This window comes from Solwaraspora sp. WMMA2059 (assembly GCF_027497315.1).
GTDB lineage: Bacteria > Actinomycetota > Actinomycetes > Mycobacteriales > Micromonosporaceae > Micromonospora_E.
Genome location: NZ_CP114908.1, coordinates 4,012,695 through 4,029,519, shown reverse-complemented (window position 1 = coordinate 4,029,519; position 16,825 = coordinate 4,012,695). Strand labels below are relative to the sequence as shown.

Here is a 16,825-nt window from a genome sequence, read left to right as displayed (position 1 = left end):
ACGTCCCTGCCTGCCACAGCCCCGTCCGTCCGGTCGACCGGGCCCAACGACGGCGTCGTTGACGCCGACCTCGGCGCCGTCGACGGTGGTGCCACCCTGGCGCGCCCGGACGGACGGGGCCTTGCCAGCCCGGCAAGGCAGACAACCGGCAGCAGTACGAGTACCGCCAGGGGCGGGCGTTTGGAGGCAGGAATGCGTACCGGAGTCTGGTTGATCGGGGCCCGTGGCTCGGTCGCGGTCACCAGCATCGTCGGCGCGCTGGCGGTGCGCGCCGGCCTGGCCGACACCACCGGCTGCGTCACCGAACTGCCGGCGCTGCGTGGCCCGGCCCTGCCCGGCTTCGCCGATCTCGTCTTCGGTGGCCACGACATCGCCGCGACGCCGCTGGTGAAGAAGGCCGACGCGTTGGCCAGCGCCGGCGTGGTCCCGGGGCTGCTGGTCGCCGCGTTGCACACCGAGCTGACCGGCCTGGAACCGCAGCTGCGTCCGCTCCCGACCGGGACCACCCAGGCCGAGACCGCAGCGGCGATCGCGACGGACCTGGTCGCCTTCCGCCGCCGGCACGACCTCGACCAGGTGGTGGTGGTCAACGTCTCGACCACCGAACCGGCGCCGCAGCCGCACCCGGCGCACCACGACCTCGCCGCCCTCGCAGCCGCGCTCACCGAGGCGCCCAGCGGCGCGCCGGTGCTGCCGCCGAGCGCGTTGGTGGCGTACGCCGCGCTCGGCGCCGGCTGCGGTTACGTCGACTTCACCCCGTCGGTGGGGGCCCGGTTGCCGGCCCTCGACGAGCTCGCCCGACAGCGGGGGGCACCGTACGCCGGGCACGACGGCAAGACCGGCGAGACCCTGGTGAAAGCGGTGCTGGCCCCCATGTTCGCGCTGCGTAACCTGCAGGTGCGCAGCTGGTCCGGCAGCAACCTGCTGGGTGGCGGCGACGGGGCCAACCTGGCCGAGCCGGCAGCCAACGCGGCCAAAGCGGCCAGCAAACAGCGGGTGCTCGGCGAGATTCTCGGCTACCAGCCGCAGGGGCACACCCGGATCGAGTACGTCGACGACATCGGCGACTTCAAGACCGCCTGGGATCTGATCACCTTCTCCGGATTCCTCGGCACCGGGATGCGGATGGAGTTCACCTGGCACGGGTGCGACTCGGCACTGGCCGCCCCGTTGGTGCTGGACCTGGCCCGGCTGACCGCTGCCGCCGCCCGCGCCGGACGCGTCGGACCCCTGCCGGAGCTGGCGTTCTTCTTCAAGGACCCGATCGGGTCGGGTCCGCACACCCTCGGCGACCAGTGGCGAACCCTTGTCGACTTCGCCGCGGACCTGCACGGGTGGACCGGCGAGCCGGGCGGGGTCGCATGACGCCGCCCCGGTGGTCGGACCTGGCCGAGCTGGTCCGGGCACCGGCAGCGCTGTCCGTACCGGGTGACGTGGTGGCCGGGGCGGCGGCCGCCGGTGGGCTCGGCCCGCGGACCGTCGGGCTGGCCGGCGCATCGGTCTGCCTGTACTGGGCCGGGATGGCGGCCAACGACTGGGCCGACCGGGAGCTCGACGCGGTCGAGCGGCCGCAGCGGCCCATCCCGTCCGGCCGGGTCACCCCCGGTGCCGCGCTCGCCGTCGCCGCCGGGCTCACCACCGCCGGTCTGGCGCTCACCGCCGTCACCGGCGGCCGTCGAGCGCTCGCCGTCGGCGTGCCGCTGACCGCCGCCGTATGGGCGTACGACCTGTGGGCCAAGAACACCCCGGCCGGCCCGGCGGTGATGGCCGCCTGCCGAGGGCTCGACGTCCTGCTCGGCTCGGCCGGCACCGGCCGGACCCGGGCCGCGCTGCCCGCCGCGCTGGCCGTCGCCGCACACACCTACACCGTGACCGAGCTGTCCCGCAGTGAGGTCAGCGGTGCCGATCCCCGGCTGCCGGCGGCCACTCTGGCCGGGACCGCCGCCATCGCGCTGGCAAGCGCCGCGTCGGCGACCGGCCGGGCCGTGTCGGTCCGAGCGCCGGCGGCCGGCCGGGCTTCGGCGGCCCGCGCGTCGGTGGCCGGCCGGGCCACCTCCGCCCGCTGGTGGCGGGCCGGGGTCACCGCCGGACTCGCCGGCTGGTACGCCGCCCGATACGGCGCCGCGCAGGCCGCGGTCGCCCGCGACCCCCGGCCCGAGCAGGTACGTGCGGCGGTCGGCGCCGGCATCGTCGGTCTGCCCGCCCTGCAGGGCGCGCTCACGGCCCGGGCCGCGGCCACCGGAACCGGCCTGGCCACCGCCGTCGGACTTGCCGTCTCCGTCGCCGCGCCACTCGGCCGGCGGCTGGCCCGCAGGGTATCCCCGACATGAGCACCGACCAGGCTGGGGAGCCCTCACCGGCGACCAGCGGGCCCGGTCCGGACGCGGTAGCCGGACTGCGGTTCGGGTACGGCACCAACGGCTTCGCCAACCATCGGCTGGGCGACGCGCTGGCGCTGCTCGCCGACCTCGGCTACCAGGGTGTCGCGCTCACTCTCGACCACGACCACCTCGACCCGTACGCCGCCGGTCTGCCCCGCAGGGTGGCCCGGGTCGCCGAGCAGTTGCGGGAACTCGACCTCGCGGTCGTGGTCGAGACCGGCGCGCGGTACCTGCTCGACCCGTGGCACAAACACGCCCCGACCTTGCTGCACGACACCGCGTCCCGCCGGATCGACTTCCTGCGCCGGGCGGTCGCGATCGGCGCCGACCTGGGTGCGGAGGCGGTCTCCTTCTGGTCCGGGGTGCGCCCGGCCGCCGTCGACGACGCCACCGCCTGGGACCGGCTGGTCGCCGGCTGCGCGACGGTCGTCGAGGCAGCCGACGCCGCCGATGTCACCCTCGGCTTCGAACCCGAGCCCGGGATGCTGGTGGCCGACATCGCCGACTGGCGGCGGCTGCGCGACGCCCTGGGCCGTCCGGCCCGGTTCGGCATAACCCTCGACATCGGACACTGCCGGTGTCTGGAGCCGGTGCCGGTGCCGCAGTGTGTCACTGACGTGGCCGCACACCTGGTCAACGTTCAGATCGACGACATGCGCCGGGGCGTGCACGAGCACCTCGAGTTCGGCACCGGGGAGATCGACTTCCCGCCGGTGCTGGCCGCCCTCGACGCCGCCGGTTACCGGGGTCTGGTCGCCGTCGAGCTGCCCCGGCATTCGCATGCCGCCCCGGCGGTCGCCGCCCGGTCCATCGAGTTCCTCCGGTCAGCCGAACTCCACGCTCACTCGGGATCGGCCCGTACGGCGTCAGCCGGCACAGGATCGGCCCGTACCGCCGCTGAAGGAGGCCAGCCGTGAACCGACCCGCCCAGCCCGACGACGACCCTGCCGACGTCGCCGGCCGACTCGCCGACGCGCTGTCCGGCGTACCCGATCCGGACTGGCTCGCGCAGGCGCGGAACCGGATCGTCACCGACCGGGCCAGCCTGCCGATGCTGTTCGCCAGCGCAGGCCGCCGCTGCGGCCGGGCCGAGCTGGCTGCCGTACCGGGATGGTCGGCCGACGAGGCCGCCCGGGTACTGCTCCTCGTCGACCTGGCCACCGTCACGACTGAAGCGGAGCTGGCCGCCGCGGTCGCCGACTGCTACCACCACGGTGACGCCGCCGAGCGTCGGGCGGTGCTCAAGGCGCTGCCGCTGCTGCCGGTCGGTGACCGGGCGGTGCCGCTGCTCGACGACGCGATCCGGACCAACGACACCCGGCTGCTGGCCGCCGCGCTCGGCCGCTACGCCCGCCACCTCGACCAGCAGGCGTGGCGTCAGGCGGTGCTCAAGTGCGTCTTCACCGGCGTGTCGCTGGCCGCGGTGCACGACCTCGACGCCCGCGCCGACGCCGAGTTGCTGATCATGCTCGCCGGACTGCACGACGAGCGGGTCGCCGCCGGCCGGAACCTGCCGGACGACGCGCTCGCCCTGCTGCGGCGGCTGCGCGCCGTGGCAGACACCACCACCCGACAGGAGGGGTGAATGCGCATCTTCGACCCGCACATCCACATGACCTCACGGACCACCGACGACTACCGGGCGATGGCCGACGCCGGGGTCCGGGCCCTGGTCGAACCGGCGTTCTGGCTCGGCCAGCCGCGCACCAACGTCGGCTCGTTCGTCGACTACTTCGACTCACTGCTCGGCTGGGAGCCGTTCCGGGCCAGCCAGTTCGGCATCCGGCACCACGCCACGATCGCGCTGAACCCGAAGGAGGCCAACGACCCCCGCTGCGCCGGCGTGCTCGACGTACTGCCCCGCTACCTGGTCAAGGACGGGGTGGTGGCGGTCGGCGAGATCGGCTACGACTCGATGACCCCGGCCGAGGACGAGGCGTTCGCCGCCCAGCTGGCGCTGGCCCGCGCGCACGAGCTGCCGGCCCTGGTGCACACCCCGCACCGGGACAAGGCCCGGGGCACCGAACGGACCCTGGCGGTGGTCGCCGAGTCCGGCATCGACGCCGGCCGGGTGGTGGTCGACCACCTCAACGAGGTGACGGTCGGGGTGGTCAAGGAGTCCGGCTGCTGGATGGGCTTCTCCATCTACCCGGAAACCAAGATGTCGCCGCCGCGGATGGTGGAGATCCTCAAGCAGTACGGCCCGGAGCAAATCCTGGTCAACTCGGCCGCCGACTGGGGCCGGTCGGATCCGTTGCTGACCCGGACCACCGGCGAGGCGATGCTGGCCGCCGGATTCAGCGCCGACGACGTAGACCGGGTGCTGTGGCGCAATCCGGTGGAGTTCTACGGCCAGTCCGGCCGGCTCGACCTGAGCGACGTCGCCGCCACCGCACCGACCTTCGAAGGCAGCTCGATCATGCGGGGCGGTGGCTGATGCGCCTGCACGACCGGCGGCGGCGCACCGTCCACCTCAGCTACTGCACCAACGTGCACCCGGCCGAGGACCTCGACGGAGTGCTCAGCCAGCTCGGCACGTACGCGGTGCCGGTCCGGGACCGGCTCGCCGCCGACCCGCTCGGCCTGGGTCTGTGGTTGGCCGCACCGGCTGCCGCTGCGCTGGACGCCGACCCGGCCGCCCGGCGCCGGCTACGGGCCGCACTCACCGAGCGCGGCTTGGAAGTGGTCACCCTCAACGGTTTCCCGTACGAGGCGTTTCAGGCGCCGGTGGTCAAGCACGCCGTGTACCACCCGGACTGGGCCGATCCGCGCCGGTTGGACTACACCCTGGCACTGGCCCGGATCCTGGCCGACCTGCTGCCCGACGACGTCGAGCGCGGCTCGATCTCCACGTTGCCGCTGGCCTGGCGGGAGCCGTGGGACACCGAGCGGGCCGATGCCTGCGCCCGGATGCTGGACCGGCTGGCCGCCGGCCTGGCCGACGTCGAACGGGACACCGGCCGTACCGTCCGGGTCGGCTTCGAACCTGAACCGGGCTGCGTCGTGGAGACCACCGCTCAGGCCGCCGAACAGCTGGCCCGGGTGGACACCGAACGGCTCGGCGTCTGCGTCGACCTGGCCCATCTCGCCTGTGCCTGGGAGGAGCCGGTCGCCGCGGTCGGTCGGCTGCGGTCCGCCGGGCTACCGGTGGTCAAGGTCCAGGTGTCGGCCGCGTTGGAGGTCTCCGATCCGGTCCGGGACCGGTCCGCGATCGCCGGGTACGTCGAACCACGGTTCCTGCACCAGACCCGGTCGGGTGTTGCCGGGGCGGCCGACGATCTCGATGCCGCACTCGACGCCGGGCTGCCCGGCCCGTGGCGGGTGCACTACCACGTGCCGCTGCACGCCGCGCCGGTCGCGCCACTGGCCGCAACGATGCCGCAGCTGCGAGCCGGTCTGGCCGCGGTCGTCGACGGCACCGACTGCGACCACTTCGACGTGGAGACCTACACCTGGGGGGTGCTGCCGGAAGGGCAACGTCCTACCGGGCCCGACCAGCTCGCCGCCGGAATCGCCGCCGAGCTGGCCCAGGCCCGCGAGGAACTGGTCGGGCTCGGCCTGACCGCCTGCACCCGTACCGCCACCGGATCGGAGGCCGCATGAACCCGCTGCTCGTGCTCGACGTGGTCGGCCTGACCCCCCGGCTGCTGCGCCACATGCCCCGGCTGGCGGCGGTCGCCGACACCGGCTTCCAGGCCGAGCTCGGCACCGTGCTGCCGGCGGTCACCTGCTCGGTGCAGTCCACCTTCCTGACCGGCGAGCCGCCGTCCGGCCACGGTATCGTCGGCAACGGCTGGTACTTCCGCGACCTCGGCGAGGTGTTCCTCTGGCGGCAGCACAACGCCCTGGTCGGCGGGGAGAAACTGTGGCAGGCCGCGCGCCGGTTCCGCCCCGACTACACGGTGGCGAACATCTGCTGGTGGTACGCCATGGGTGCGGACGTCAACTGGACCGTCACCCCCCGGCCGATCTACCACGCCGACGGGCGCAAGGATCCGGACTGCTACACCGATCCGCCGCAGCTGCACGACGAGCTGACCGGCCGGCTCGGCACGTTTCCGCTGTTCAACTACTGGGGGGCGGGTGCCGGGCTGGTGTCGTCGGAGTGGATCGCGAAGGCGACCCGGCAGATCATGGCCGACCACTCGCCGGACCTGACCCTGGCGTACCTGCCGCATCTCGACTACGACCTGCAGCGCTATGGCGGCGGCGGGCCGCACGCGCAGCGGGCGGCCGCCGAACTCGACGCGGTGCTCGCCCCGCTGCTGGACGCGGCGGCGGCACGCGGCGCGACCGTGGTGGCGCTGTCCGAGTACGGCATCACCGATGTGTCACAGCCGGTGCACGTCAACCGGCTGCTGCGCGCCGAAGGGCTGCTGCGGGTCTACTCCCAGGCCGGGATGGAGTACCTGGATCCGTGGACGTCGCGGGCGTTCGCCGTCGCCGACCACCAGATCGCCCACGTGTACGTCCGGGATCCGGCCGATGTCGCGTCGGTGGCCAAGCTCTGTGCCGGCCTGCCGGGCGTGGCGCAGGTCCTCGACGCCGACGGGAAGGCTGCTGCCGGCCTGGACCATCCGCGCTCCGGTGAGCTGGTGCTGGTGGCCGAGCCGCAGGCCTGGTTCACCTACTACTACTGGCGCGACGACACAGCAGCGCCGGACTTCGCCCGGTTGGTGGAGATTCACCGCAAGCCCGGCTACGACCCGGCGGAGCTGCTGTTCGACCCGGCCAACCCGGGTGCAGCCAAGGCGCGGGCGGCGATCGCCCTGGCCCGCAAGAAGATCGGGCTGCGGTACACGATGAACGTGGTCGGGCTGGACGCCGGCGCGCGGGCGGTCCGTGGCTCACACGGCCGGCTGCCGGACGACCCCGCCGACGGCCCGGTACTGCTCTGCTCGGACCCGGCGCCGGCCCGGGACCGGTTCGCCGCCACCGAGGTCAAGTCGCTGCTGCTGGAGTTGGCCGGGCTCGACGCCGGTGCACCGGCACCGTCGCCGTCGCCCGAGGTGTCCCGGTGACCGTGGCGCCGGCCCGCCCCGGCGACGGTTCGGGTCGGGACGCCCCGGCCGGTGCCGGTTCGGGTCCGGACGCCCCGGCCGGTGCCGGTTCGGTGGGTTGGTCGCTGCGGGAGCGGTGCGACGTCGAACTGACGGCGTTCCTTGACCGGCAGGATCCGCACTGGCCGGACGGGGCACCGCGCGGGGTGTACGACACACTGCGTCGGTTCGTCCTGGTCGGCGGCAAGCGGCTGCGCCCGGTCTTCTGCTACTGGGGGTGGCGCGGCGCCGGGGGAGCGGACTGCCAGGAGATCGTCGCGGCCGCCGCCGCGCTGGAGATCTTCCACGCGTTCGCGCTGATTCACGACGACATCATGGACGGTAGCGACCGCCGCCGGGGTGAGCCGTCGGTGCACCGGATCTTCGCCGACCTGCACACTCGCTCGTCCTGGCGGGGCGACTCCGGCCGGTATGGTCACAACGCCGCGCTGCTCTGCGGGGACCTCTGCGCCGCCTGGGCGGACCAGATGTTCCACGAGTGCGGGCTCGACGCCGAGCAGATCCGGCGCGGCTACGCGGTCTTCGCCGGAATGCGGACCGAGGTGATCGCCGGGCAGTACCTGGATCTGGTGTCCGGCGTCGGCGATGGTTCGGTGGCCAGTGCGCTGACGGTAATCAGGATGAAAGCCGCCAGATACACAGTTACCCGACCATTGCAGATCGGTGCCGCCCTTGCCGGGGCCGAGCCGGAACTGCTGGACGCGTACGCTGCCTTCGGTGATCCACTGGGTGACGCGTTTCAGCTCCGCGACGACGTACTCGGGGTGTTCGGCGACCCGGCGGTCACCGGCAAGTCGGTGCTCGATGATCTGCGAGAGGGCAAGTCGACGGTGATGATGGCGCAGGCCCGCAACCTGGCGGACCGCAGCCAGGCAGCCCGGTTGCGAGAGCTGTTCGGCAATCCGGAGCTGGACCCGACCGGGGCCGACGAGCTGCGCAGCATCATCGTCGACACGGGAGCTCTCGAGGCGATCGAGCAGATGATCCGGATTCGTACCCAGGAAGCGGTGACCATTCTCGTCGATGCGTCGTTGACCCCCGAGACGCGCACGGAATTGACCGCCCTGGCTGAATCGGTGGCCGAGCGGCAGAGCTGACCCGCAGGACCCCAAGGAGGCATCGTGGCCGTACCCCATCAGGTGACCGGCGGTTCGTTTCCGGTCGACCAGCATGGTGTCGAACCGGGACCGGAGCACCGGCGGCTGCGGATAGCCATGATCGGACAAAAGGGGATGCCCGCGACGTACGGCGGGATCGAGCGCCACGTCGAGGAGCTGGCCAGCCGGCTCGCCGGTCGGGGCCATGACGTCACCGTCTACTGCCGGCCCAGCTACGGATCGGTGCCGATGGACCGGTACCGCGGCGTACGGCTGCGCCAGGTACGGACCGTGGCCAGCAAGCACCTCGACGCCATCGTGCACTCCACCACCTCGACCCTGGCCGCCATGCGTGACCGGCCGGACATCGTGCACTACCACGGTCTCGGTCCGGGGCTGGTCGCGCCGCTGCCCCGCTACCTGGCCCGTAGCAAGGTGGTGCTCACCGTACACGGCCTCGACCAGCAACGGGCCAAGTGGAGCAGGCTCGCCCAGACGGTGCTCGGCACCGCCCACTGGCTCAGCGGGTACGTGCCCGACGCCCGGGTCGCCGTATCCCGCGGCCTGGCCGACCACTACCAGACCAGGTTCGGCAGTACGGCCAGCTACATCCCCAACGGGGTCGGTATCCCACGCCAGGTCCCGGCCCGACAGATCGGCCCCCGCTTCGGCCTCACCCCCGGCCGGTACCTGCTGATGGTCGGCCGTCTCGTCCCGGAGAAGTCGGCGGACCTGCTGGTCCGCGCCTTCCGTCAGGTGGACACCGACCTGCGGTTGGCCATCGTCGGCGGATCGTCGTTCAGCGACGACTTCGTCGCCCGGGTGCGCGCCGAGGCCGTCGACGACCCCCGGGTCGTCTTCACCGGGTTCGCGTACGGCGATCTGCTGGCCGAGCTCTACTCGCACGCCGCCGGATTCGTCCAGCCGTCCCGGCTGGAAGGGCTGCCGCTGACCCTGCTGGAAGCGGCCTCCTACGGCCTGCCGGTGGTGGCCAGCGACATCACCCCGCACGTCGAGGTGCTCGCCGCCGACGGCCCCGGGCAACGGATCTTCCGCGACGGCGATGTCGACGATCTGATCCGGGCGCTGCGCCAGGTCGCCGCCGATCCGGACGCGGAGCGCACCGGAGCGAAAGCCCTGCGTGACCGGGTCTGTGCCGAGTACACCTGGGACGCGGCCACCGCCGAGCTGGAAGCGCTGTACCTGGAGCTGCTCGCCCCCCGTGGACCGCAGCTGATCCGGCCCCGCCGCCGGACCCGTACGGAACCGGACGGCTGATGGCCGGCCCCGGCGTGTCGGCCCATACTGGCTCGTCGAGGATCCAGCTAGATTAGGCCGGCCCACCGGCGAACAACGGTGGGCCGGGGCCGGCCCACCGGGGCGGCAGATTGACCTCCGTCCGCCTCGGCAGGGGCGGACGGTGGTCCGGGTGTGCGGCTGCGGCGCAGCTCGACGCTACAGCGGGCGCAGCGGGACAACGGGCGAAGCGGGACAGCGGATCGGCGTGCGGTGACCAGACGACAGCGGGAACCCCGGCCAGTGGGCCGGCTGCTCAGCGTGCTCGCTGCGGTCGCCGCTGCGGCCGTCGCCGTCGCCGCAGGCCTGGCGCTCGCCGCCGGTGACCGGCGCGGCGTGGTGCTGCCGATCGCCCTCGTCGCCGGAGCCGCCGTCGGAGTGCTGGCCATCACCCGGTTCTCCGGGTACGTGATCCTGATGCTCGCCGTGCGTCCGCTGCTGGACGTGGTCAAGCTGAGCGGACCGACCGCCGGCCGGGCAGACACCGACCAGGCGTCCCGGCTGAGCGACCCGTCGACCATGGTCGCGGTGCTCTTCCTGCTCGCCGCCGGGCTCTGGCTCGCCGCCCAGTTGCGCCGCAGCGGCCGGCTGCGTGGCACCCCGCTGGGCTTCGCGATGCTGCTGGTCGGCGCGACCGCGCTGGTCAGCGCGTTCGGCGCGAACCGGCCGACGCCGAGCCTGCTCGAGGCGATGCGGATTCTGACCGTGGTGGTCATGTTCGTGGTACTCGAACAGCTGATGCCCGACCGGGCGGCGGTCCGGCGGATCCTGATCGCCTGCTACGGCTCGCTGGCTCTGGCGCTGCTCTACACCGTGCTGGCCAGTGCCTTCGGGCAGGTGCCGTCCGAGGTCAAAGGCCAGTTCATCAGGGTCAGCGGCCCGTTCAGCCAGTCGACCACCTTCGGCCGGTACCTGATGTTCATGATCGTCTTCGGGTTCGCGATCTACCGGTTCCTGGCCCGGCGCGCCCAGTTGGTCCTCGCCGTACTGCTCGGGCTTTCCCTGGTGTTCCTGATGCTGACCAACACCCGTTCGGCGATCCTCGGTGCGGCGCTCGGGCTGATCGTCGTCGCGGTGCTGCACCGCAGCGGTCGGATGCTCGCCACCCTGCTGGTCGTCGCGGTCGTCGGGGTCAGCCTGCTGCCCTCGGTCGGGGACAGGTTCGCCCAGCTCGCCGAGGTCCGGCCCACCGGCGGCGGGCCGACCGGTAACACTCTGCAATGGCGGGTCGACTACTGGGCGGAGATCGTCACCCTGGCCAACCGCAACCCGGTCACCGGGATCGGGCCGAACATGACCCAGCACGAGACCTCAGAGGCGAAGAAGCCGCACAACGACCTGCTGCGGGCGTACGTGGAGACCGGTCTGGCCGGGCTGCTGGCCTACCTGGCGATGCTGGTGCTGCTGCTGTACACCGCCCGTACGGCGTTGCGCCGCGCCCCGCCGGACAGCCTGGAACGCGGCGTCGCGGTCGGCTTCGCCGGCTGTGTGGTGGTGTTCATCGCGGTCAGCCTCGGCTCCAACGTCATCTCCAACGTGGTGACGCTGTGGTACTTCGTCGCGTTTGCCGCCGCGGCCAGCGCCATCGCCCATGGCCGGACGACCGGCGCCATCGCGCACGGTCGCACGACCAGCGCGACGACCCACGGCCGAGTCGCGGACGCCATCACCCACGGCCGGGCCGGCACCGGGTCGGTGACCACCCCGGCACCACAATTTCGGTACGAGTAGGAGCCCATAGCGTGGAGATCGTCGACTACCTGCGCATCGCGCGCCGACGGCTGTGGCTACTGGCCGGTGTGCCGGTGCTGGCCGCAGGGGCGGCCGCGACCCTGGTGCTGATCGCCCCGCAGCAGTACACCGCGACCGCGTACGTGGCGGCACCGGCACTGGTCGGCGGGGCAGCCGCTCAGCAGTACACCGGCAACCAGGCGGCGAACCAGTTCGCCGCCGCGTTCAGCGCTGCGGCCACCTCACCCCGGGTCGTGGACGAGGTGACCGCCGAAACCGGCGTCGCCGCCAACCGGCTGCGGTCCGGGCTGGTGGTCAGCCAGGTCGGGGCGAGCAGCCAGATGGAGATCACCTTCGCGTCGGCGGACCGGTCGATGGTGAACCCGGTGCTCGCCGCGACCGCCGAACGGGCCCTCGCCTTCCTTTTCTCCTCCCAGGTCGCGATCGCCACCGAGCAGGTCACCGCGGCCAGCACCGATGTCGCCGAGGCGACCGCCGCGATCACTGCCTGGGAGGACGAGAACGAGGTCACCCAGCCGGACAAGATCTACCAGGCGACGCTGAACGAGCTGGCCAGCCTGCGCCAGCAGCGACTGCAGATGCAGGCGGTCGGCAACGGCCGGGGCGTCGACGCCGCCACCGAGGCGATCGAGGCCGGGCAGCGCCGGCTCGACACCATCGGTCCGAAACTGCCCGACTACGAGGCGTTGCTCGCCCAGCGGGACGCCGCGACCAGCGCCCTCTCCTCGGCCCGGCAGGGCCTACAGGCGGCCAGGGCGCAGGCCCAGGCGGCCGACCCGACCGAGGTGACCAGCGTCGGCGCGGTCCGGGCCGTGTCCCGCACCAGGAGCCTGGTCAACACCACGGTGCCGGTCGCCGGCGCCGGGCTGCTGCTCGCCGTGGTCCTGGTCGCCATGCTGGAACTGCTCGCCCGCAACCGGGCCGGTGAACCGCCGGCGTCGCCCAGCGGCGACCCCACCCCGCCCTCCGGGCCCGGTCCGACCGGCGGCGACGAGACCCGGGAGATCCCGGCCGCCCGGGTCGGCCGGGCCACCCCGGTCGGGCAGGTGTCCCGTACCGCCGGTCGGGTCTACGGCGCGGGCGGCTCGCTCGAACCGCACCCGGGGCGGTGACGTGACGGCCGAGCCGCCCCCGGCCCCCGCCGCCGGCACCCCGTCGGGCCCCGCCCCTGGTACCCCGTCGGGCCCCGCCCCTGGCACCCCGTCCGGTACCCCGTCGGGCCCTGACTCCGGCGACCAGCACATCCGCGGCATGGCCCGCGGCGGCGGACTCAACCTGGTCGGGGCGATCCTCAACCAGGGCGCGGTCTTCCTGGTCATGCTGCTGCTGGCCCGGTTCCTCGGGATCAGCGAAGTCGGCCAGTACGCCCAGTGCTACGCCGTACTGGCCCTGCTCAGCCTGCTGTCGCTGTCCGGGTTCCGGGCCGGGCTGACCCGGTTCGTCGCCGTACACCTCGCCGACGACGACCCGGCCGCGATCCGTGGCACCATCCGGCTCGGCCTGGCCATCTCCGCCGGCTCGGCGACCGCGATCGCGGTCGCGCTGGCCGTGGCCGCCCCCGCGTTGGCCGCCGCGCTGCACGACCCCGGCCTGGTCACCGGGCTGCGCCTGGTGGCGTTGACCCTGCCGGCGCTGACCGTCTGCGAGGCGGCGCTCGCCGCCACCCGGGGCTGGCGCACCCAGCGGCCGTTCACCCTGATCGGGCAGATCTACGAACCGGGTACCCGGTTCGTACTGACCGCGCTGGCCCTGATCCTCGGCGCCGGCGTCACCGGCAGCTACTGGGCGCTGGTCATCGCCGGCTGGTCGGCCGCGTTGCTGGCCCTCGGCGCGCTGGCCCGGCTGATGCGCCGGGTCGCGCCGGGCCCGGTCGTCTACCGGCCCCGGCAACTGTTCAGCTTCTCCACGGTCAGCTGGGTGTCGTCGCTGTCGTCGACCGGCCTGATCTGGGTCGACACCCTGATGCTCGGCTTCTTCGCCAACGACGAGATCGGTGTCTACAACGTCGCCACCCGGCTGGTCACCGTGGCGATCTTCGTGCTGGCCCCGATCAACGCCGCGTTCGGGCCGTACCTGGCGTACCTGCACCACCAGGGGCGGGCCGACGAGGTACGGCGAATTTACGGCGCCGCCACCGGCTGGGTGGTGCGGCTGTCGCTGCCGGCGTTCGTGGCGCTGCTGGTCTTCCCGGAGAGTCTGCTGACGGTCTTCGGCGGCGGGTTCGCCGCCGGCGCTGCGGTCACCCTGGTCCTCGCGGTCGGGCAGTTGGTCAACGCGGCCACCGGGCCGTGCGGCACGGTGTTGAACATGTCCGGCCGGGTGGCGGTCAACATGTACGACAACATCGCCGCGCTGCTGCTGAACATCCTGCTCAACCTGTGGCTGATCCCGGCGTACGGGATCATCGGCGCGGCGGTCGCCTGGGCGATCTCCCTGGCGGTGGTCAACGTCGCCCGGGTGCTGCAGGTGCGGGCCCTGATCCACGCGGTGCCGGTGACCGTTGGCATGCTCAAAGGGCTCGCCGCCGGGCTGGTCGCGCTGGCCGCCGGGCTGGTGGTCCGGCTGCTGCTGCCCGGCTGGCCGGAGCAGTTGCTGGTCGGGCTGCCGGTGGTGGTGACCGTCTACGTGGGCGTGGTGCTGGCGCTCGGGCTGAGCCGGGAGGACGTCATGGTGCTGCGTACCCTGCGCCGGGGCGGCCGGCGCGGCGGGGCGGACGGCCAGGACCGGCCCGGTGCACCGGTGGCGAACCTGGAGGAGGCGGCACGATGACCGGCAACCGGGGGACCACCGACCGGCTGCGCCGTACGGTACGCGGGGCGCGGGCCTGGGCGCGCACGATGGTGCCCGGCCAGCTGGGTGCCCTGCCGGACTTCCTGATCATCGGTGGACAACGTTGCGGCACCACCTCGTTGCACCACTATCTCGCCGCCCATCCGCAGGTGCGCCCGGCCACCGGCAAGGAACTGCAGTACTTCAGCATCCACCACGGACGCGGGGAACGCTGGTATCAGGCGCACTTCCCGGCCCGCCCGGCCGGGGTCCGCAGCTTCGAGGCCAGTCCGTACTACCTGTTTCACCCGAGCGTGCCGGCCCGGGTCGCCACCGACCTGCCGCAGGCCCGCTGCATCGCCCTGCTACGCGACCCGGTCGAGCGGGCCTACTCGCACTACCTGCACACCCGCTCGTACGGCGCCGAACCACTGTCGTTCGCCGACGCGGTCGCCGCCGAGGAGCGGCGGCTGGCCGACGCGCTGCGCGACGGGCCGGGCAGTCCGGCCGCGCACACCGCGCTGCGCAACCACTCGTACCTGGCCCGGGGCCGTTACGCCGAGCAGTTGCAACGCTGGTACGCCGTCCTACCGGCGGATCGGCTGCTGGTGCTGCGCAGCGAGGACATGTACGTCGACCCGGCCGGCGTCTACGACCGGGTGCTGCGCTTCCTTGACCTGGATCCGTTCACCCCGGCGGGGTTCGCCCAGCACACCCGGCGCACCGACCAGGGGCCGGGGGAGCTGACCGACGAAGTGCGCGCCCAGCTCGGCAGCTACTTCGCCCCGCACAACGCCGACCTCGCCGACCTGCTCGGCTGGCCGCACACCTGGTCGCCCCGGAGTTGACAGGACACGTCCCGCGTCCGTCAGCTCAGTGACGGGAGCGGAGAAGATAGATCGCGTACGTACCAGCGCCGTTGTCCATCTCGGCCACCTGCAGATCGGTGACCGGTACGTTGATCCGTTGCCCGGACCCGCCGCTGCCGGCGTCGGCCCACACCTCGACCGTCCCGGTGGTGGGTAGCTGCCGTGGACCGACCACCAAGATCTGAACTCCTGCCATCGCGTGTCTCCCTGCGTCTCCTGTCGGACGAGACCTAAGATACCGGACATGCATATGCAGGTTGAGTGTTGCGGATGTTAGATTGTGTCCGCTTTCAGATCGAAGTGATTCACCAGCTCGTAGACGCCTGCGTCCAGCACCATCCGGTTGACCTCGACACATCTGTCACCGGACCTCGCGTACCGGGTGATCTGCAACACCGTCGCCTTGTTGCGTGCGATGTCCAGGCCATCGATCTCGTCCGGATGCGGTGGCCGGGCGACGACCCGCTCTTCGAACCTTGTCGGCTTCCACCCTTGATCTTCAAGCCGGCCGTACACCCCGCCGGGTCCGGAGTTCTTGTAGACGATCGCCGTGCCTCGTGCGAGCTCGACGGGGAAGTAGGACGCCGATATCTGGACGCGTCGACCTTCCACCCAGTGCACTCGCTTGCGGCGCACCACCGGATCGCCCTCGTCGATGCCGAAGGCTACGGCTACGAAGTCGGGTGCCGGAAGCTCATCGACCTCGACGTCGGTGCGTATCGGACGATCGCCTGCGTCATGCTGCTGGATGGTCCGTCCCGGCTGTTTCGAGTGGCCCAGGCGATCTGGCATGACCCGTTCGAGCCGGGCGAACCAGCCCTTGACGATGCCGGGGGCACCGCGTCGCGAGGTGACAAGTCCTTCCGCCCGCAGCACGTTCAGCGCCTGCTGCGCTGCTCCTCTGCCGACGCCGAACCTGTTCATCACGGCGCTGGTGGTGGGTACCTTGTCGCCCTCGGCGAGTTCGCCGGTCCGGATCTCCTCACGGAGGTGAGTAGCGACGGTTTCGGCTGTTTCACCAGTTTCTGTCATGGTTCACCGCCAAGTATCTCCTGAAAGTTTCACATGCCGGAGAGTACAGCGGATGCATACCGCTACTTCATATGCTTGTGCAGCGCAGGGCGAGATGTGGACTTCGAGCACGATCTCGCCGGTGCCGCGCGGTGGCTCTGCCCACGCGTACCGCGCCGACCGGCAACTACTCCGAGGTTCGGCTGTCCCGGTACGAGTATCACAGCTCGGGTCGTGGTGCCACGTTCACCGGTCGGCACTATGTCGTGCTGCTGCAGCACGGTGACCGGCTCACCGTGCGCAGTCTGCCTGGTTCCTCCGACGCGCCGCTCACCATGGACCTGACCGTCGACGGCAATGTGGTCACCGGGACCTGGATCGAGCAGACCGCGCCGCAGGGCTACTACCGCGGCGCCCGGTACCAGGGTGCGATCCAGTTGCCGGCCGAGCCTACCGGGCGTCGGCTGACCGGAAAGTGGATCGGGTTCGGTAAGGAGATGGAGGTCAACACCGGCCCGTGGGAGCCCACCTCCTCATGATCACATGATGAAAATTCGGCCGACACGCCGACAGGCCCCCAGCAGAGCATC

15 protein-coding genes and 1 pseudogene are annotated in these 16,825 nt (G+C 72.2%); 14 read left to right on the top strand and 2 right to left on the bottom strand.

All coding sequences use genetic code 11. The annotated features are described in order from the left end of the window. Positions 1 to 192 precede the first annotated feature (192 nt). The 13 genes from O7553_RS18355 (at position 193) to O7553_RS18295 (ending at position 15,203) form a co-directional block, all read left to right on the top strand. Positions 193 to 1,365 carry an inositol-3-phosphate synthase gene (locus O7553_RS18355; protein WP_281550950.1) on the top strand — a complete coding sequence of 391 codons (1,173 nt, stop codon included), beginning with the start codon at positions 193 to 195 and terminating at the stop codon, positions 1,363 to 1,365. Next, positions 1,362 to 2,330 (top strand): SCO3242 family prenyltransferase, encoded by a 969-nt coding sequence (locus O7553_RS18350; RefSeq protein ID WP_281550949.1) that lies wholly within the window; start codon positions 1,362 to 1,364, stop codon positions 2,328 to 2,330. The genes O7553_RS18355 and O7553_RS18350 overlap by 4 nt, the downstream gene beginning before the upstream one ends. Further along, a complete protein-coding gene (locus O7553_RS18345; protein ID WP_281550948.1) occupies positions 2,327 to 3,298 on the top strand; it encodes a sugar phosphate isomerase/epimerase family protein in 972 nt (323 codons plus the stop codon). The genes O7553_RS18350 and O7553_RS18345 overlap by 4 nt, the downstream gene beginning before the upstream one ends. After that, positions 3,295 to 3,966, top strand: a complete 672-nt coding sequence (locus tag O7553_RS18340) for an EboA domain-containing protein (RefSeq protein ID WP_281550947.1) — start codon at positions 3,295 to 3,297, stop codon at positions 3,964 to 3,966. Before O7553_RS18345 ends, O7553_RS18340 begins: the two co-directional genes overlap by 4 nt. Continuing rightward, on the top strand, positions 3,967 to 4,818 hold the full coding sequence (locus tag O7553_RS18335) for a TatD family hydrolase (RefSeq protein WP_281550946.1): 852 nt from the start codon (positions 3,967 to 3,969) through the stop codon (positions 4,816 to 4,818). Next, positions 4,818 to 5,984: a metabolite traffic protein EboE gene (gene eboE, locus O7553_RS18330; RefSeq protein WP_281550945.1), complete on the top strand. Its 1,167-nt coding sequence runs from the start codon at positions 4,818 to 4,820 to the stop codon at positions 5,982 to 5,984. Before O7553_RS18335 ends, eboE begins: the two co-directional genes overlap by 1 nt. After that, positions 5,981 to 7,402, top strand: a complete 1,422-nt coding sequence (locus O7553_RS18325; protein ID WP_281550944.1) for a nucleotide pyrophosphatase/phosphodiesterase family protein — start codon at positions 5,981 to 5,983, stop codon at positions 7,400 to 7,402. Before eboE ends, O7553_RS18325 begins: the two co-directional genes overlap by 4 nt. Further along, a complete protein-coding gene (locus O7553_RS18320) occupies positions 7,399 to 8,538 on the top strand; it encodes a polyprenyl synthetase family protein (protein WP_281550943.1) in 1,140 nt (379 codons plus the stop codon). The genes O7553_RS18325 and O7553_RS18320 overlap by 4 nt, the downstream gene beginning before the upstream one ends. Before the next feature lie 24 nt (positions 8,539 to 8,562). Further along, entirely contained in the window at positions 8,563 to 9,816 is a 1,254-nt protein-coding gene (locus O7553_RS18315; RefSeq protein ID WP_281550942.1) for a glycosyltransferase family 4 protein, read from the top strand. A gap of 231 nt (positions 9,817 to 10,047) precedes the next feature. Further along, complete coding sequence (locus O7553_RS18310) at positions 10,048 to 11,565, top strand: O-antigen ligase family protein (protein WP_281550941.1); 1,518 nt, start codon at positions 10,048 to 10,050, stop codon at positions 11,563 to 11,565. A gap of 11 nt (positions 11,566 to 11,576) precedes the next feature. Continuing rightward, positions 11,577 to 12,698 (top strand): Wzz/FepE/Etk N-terminal domain-containing protein, encoded by a 1,122-nt coding sequence (locus tag O7553_RS18305; protein WP_281550940.1) that lies wholly within the window; start codon positions 11,577 to 11,579, stop codon positions 12,696 to 12,698. A gap of 139 nt (positions 12,699 to 12,837) precedes the next feature. Beyond that, positions 12,838 to 14,355, top strand: a complete 1,518-nt coding sequence (locus O7553_RS18300; RefSeq protein ID WP_281550939.1) for an oligosaccharide flippase family protein — start codon at positions 12,838 to 12,840, stop codon at positions 14,353 to 14,355. Beyond that, positions 14,352 to 15,203, top strand: coding sequence for a sulfotransferase (locus O7553_RS18295; RefSeq protein WP_281550938.1), 852 nt, complete (start codon positions 14,352 to 14,354; stop codon positions 15,201 to 15,203). Before O7553_RS18300 ends, O7553_RS18295 begins: the two co-directional genes overlap by 4 nt. Positions 15,204 to 15,228: 25 nt before the next feature. Here the strand turns inward: O7553_RS18295 and O7553_RS18290 are convergent, their stop codons facing one another. Beyond that, positions 15,229 to 15,420, bottom strand: a complete 192-nt coding sequence (locus O7553_RS18290; protein ID WP_281550937.1) for a hypothetical protein — start codon at positions 15,418 to 15,420, stop codon at positions 15,229 to 15,231. A gap of 77 nt (positions 15,421 to 15,497) precedes the next feature. Then, the gene (locus tag O7553_RS18285; RefSeq protein ID WP_281550936.1) at positions 15,498 to 16,256 is read right to left on the bottom strand and encodes a GntR family transcriptional regulator; all 759 of its coding nucleotides are present in this window, start codon (positions 16,254 to 16,256) and stop codon (positions 15,498 to 15,500) included. A 155-nt stretch (positions 16,257 to 16,411) separates the two neighbouring features. Here O7553_RS18285 and O7553_RS18280 point away from each other — a divergent pair. Next, a pseudogene (locus O7553_RS18280) lies at positions 16,412 to 16,759 on the top strand (XRE family transcriptional regulator); the annotation flags it as partial. Positions 16,760 to 16,825 lie beyond the last annotated feature (66 nt).

Coding starts and splice junctions, on each gene's coding strand:
- O7553_RS18355 (WP_281550950.1), top strand. CDS start 193: ATGCGTACCGGAGTCTGGTTGATCGGGGCCCGTGGCTCGGTCGCGGTC.
- O7553_RS18350 (WP_281550949.1), top strand. CDS start 1,362: ATGACGCCGCCCCGGTGGTCGGACCTGGCCGAGCTGGTCCGGGCACCG.
- O7553_RS18345 (WP_281550948.1), top strand. CDS start 2,327: ATGAGCACCGACCAGGCTGGGGAGCCCTCACCGGCGACCAGCGGGCCC.
- O7553_RS18335 (WP_281550946.1), top strand. CDS start 3,967: ATGCGCATCTTCGACCCGCACATCCACATGACCTCACGGACCACCGAC.
- eboE (WP_281550945.1), top strand. CDS start 4,818: ATGCGCCTGCACGACCGGCGGCGGCGCACCGTCCACCTCAGCTACTGC.
- O7553_RS18325 (WP_281550944.1), top strand. CDS start 5,981: ATGAACCCGCTGCTCGTGCTCGACGTGGTCGGCCTGACCCCCCGGCTG.
- O7553_RS18300 (WP_281550939.1), top strand. CDS start 12,838: ATGGCCCGCGGCGGCGGACTCAACCTGGTCGGGGCGATCCTCAACCAG.
- O7553_RS18295 (WP_281550938.1), top strand. CDS start 14,352: ATGACCGGCAACCGGGGGACCACCGACCGGCTGCGCCGTACGGTACGC.
- O7553_RS18290 (WP_281550937.1), bottom strand. CDS start 15,420: ATGGCAGGAGTTCAGATCTTGGTGGTCGGTCCACGGCAGCTACCCACC.
- O7553_RS18285 (WP_281550936.1), bottom strand. CDS start 16,256: ATGACAGAAACTGGTGAAACAGCCGAAACCGTCGCTACTCACCTCCGT.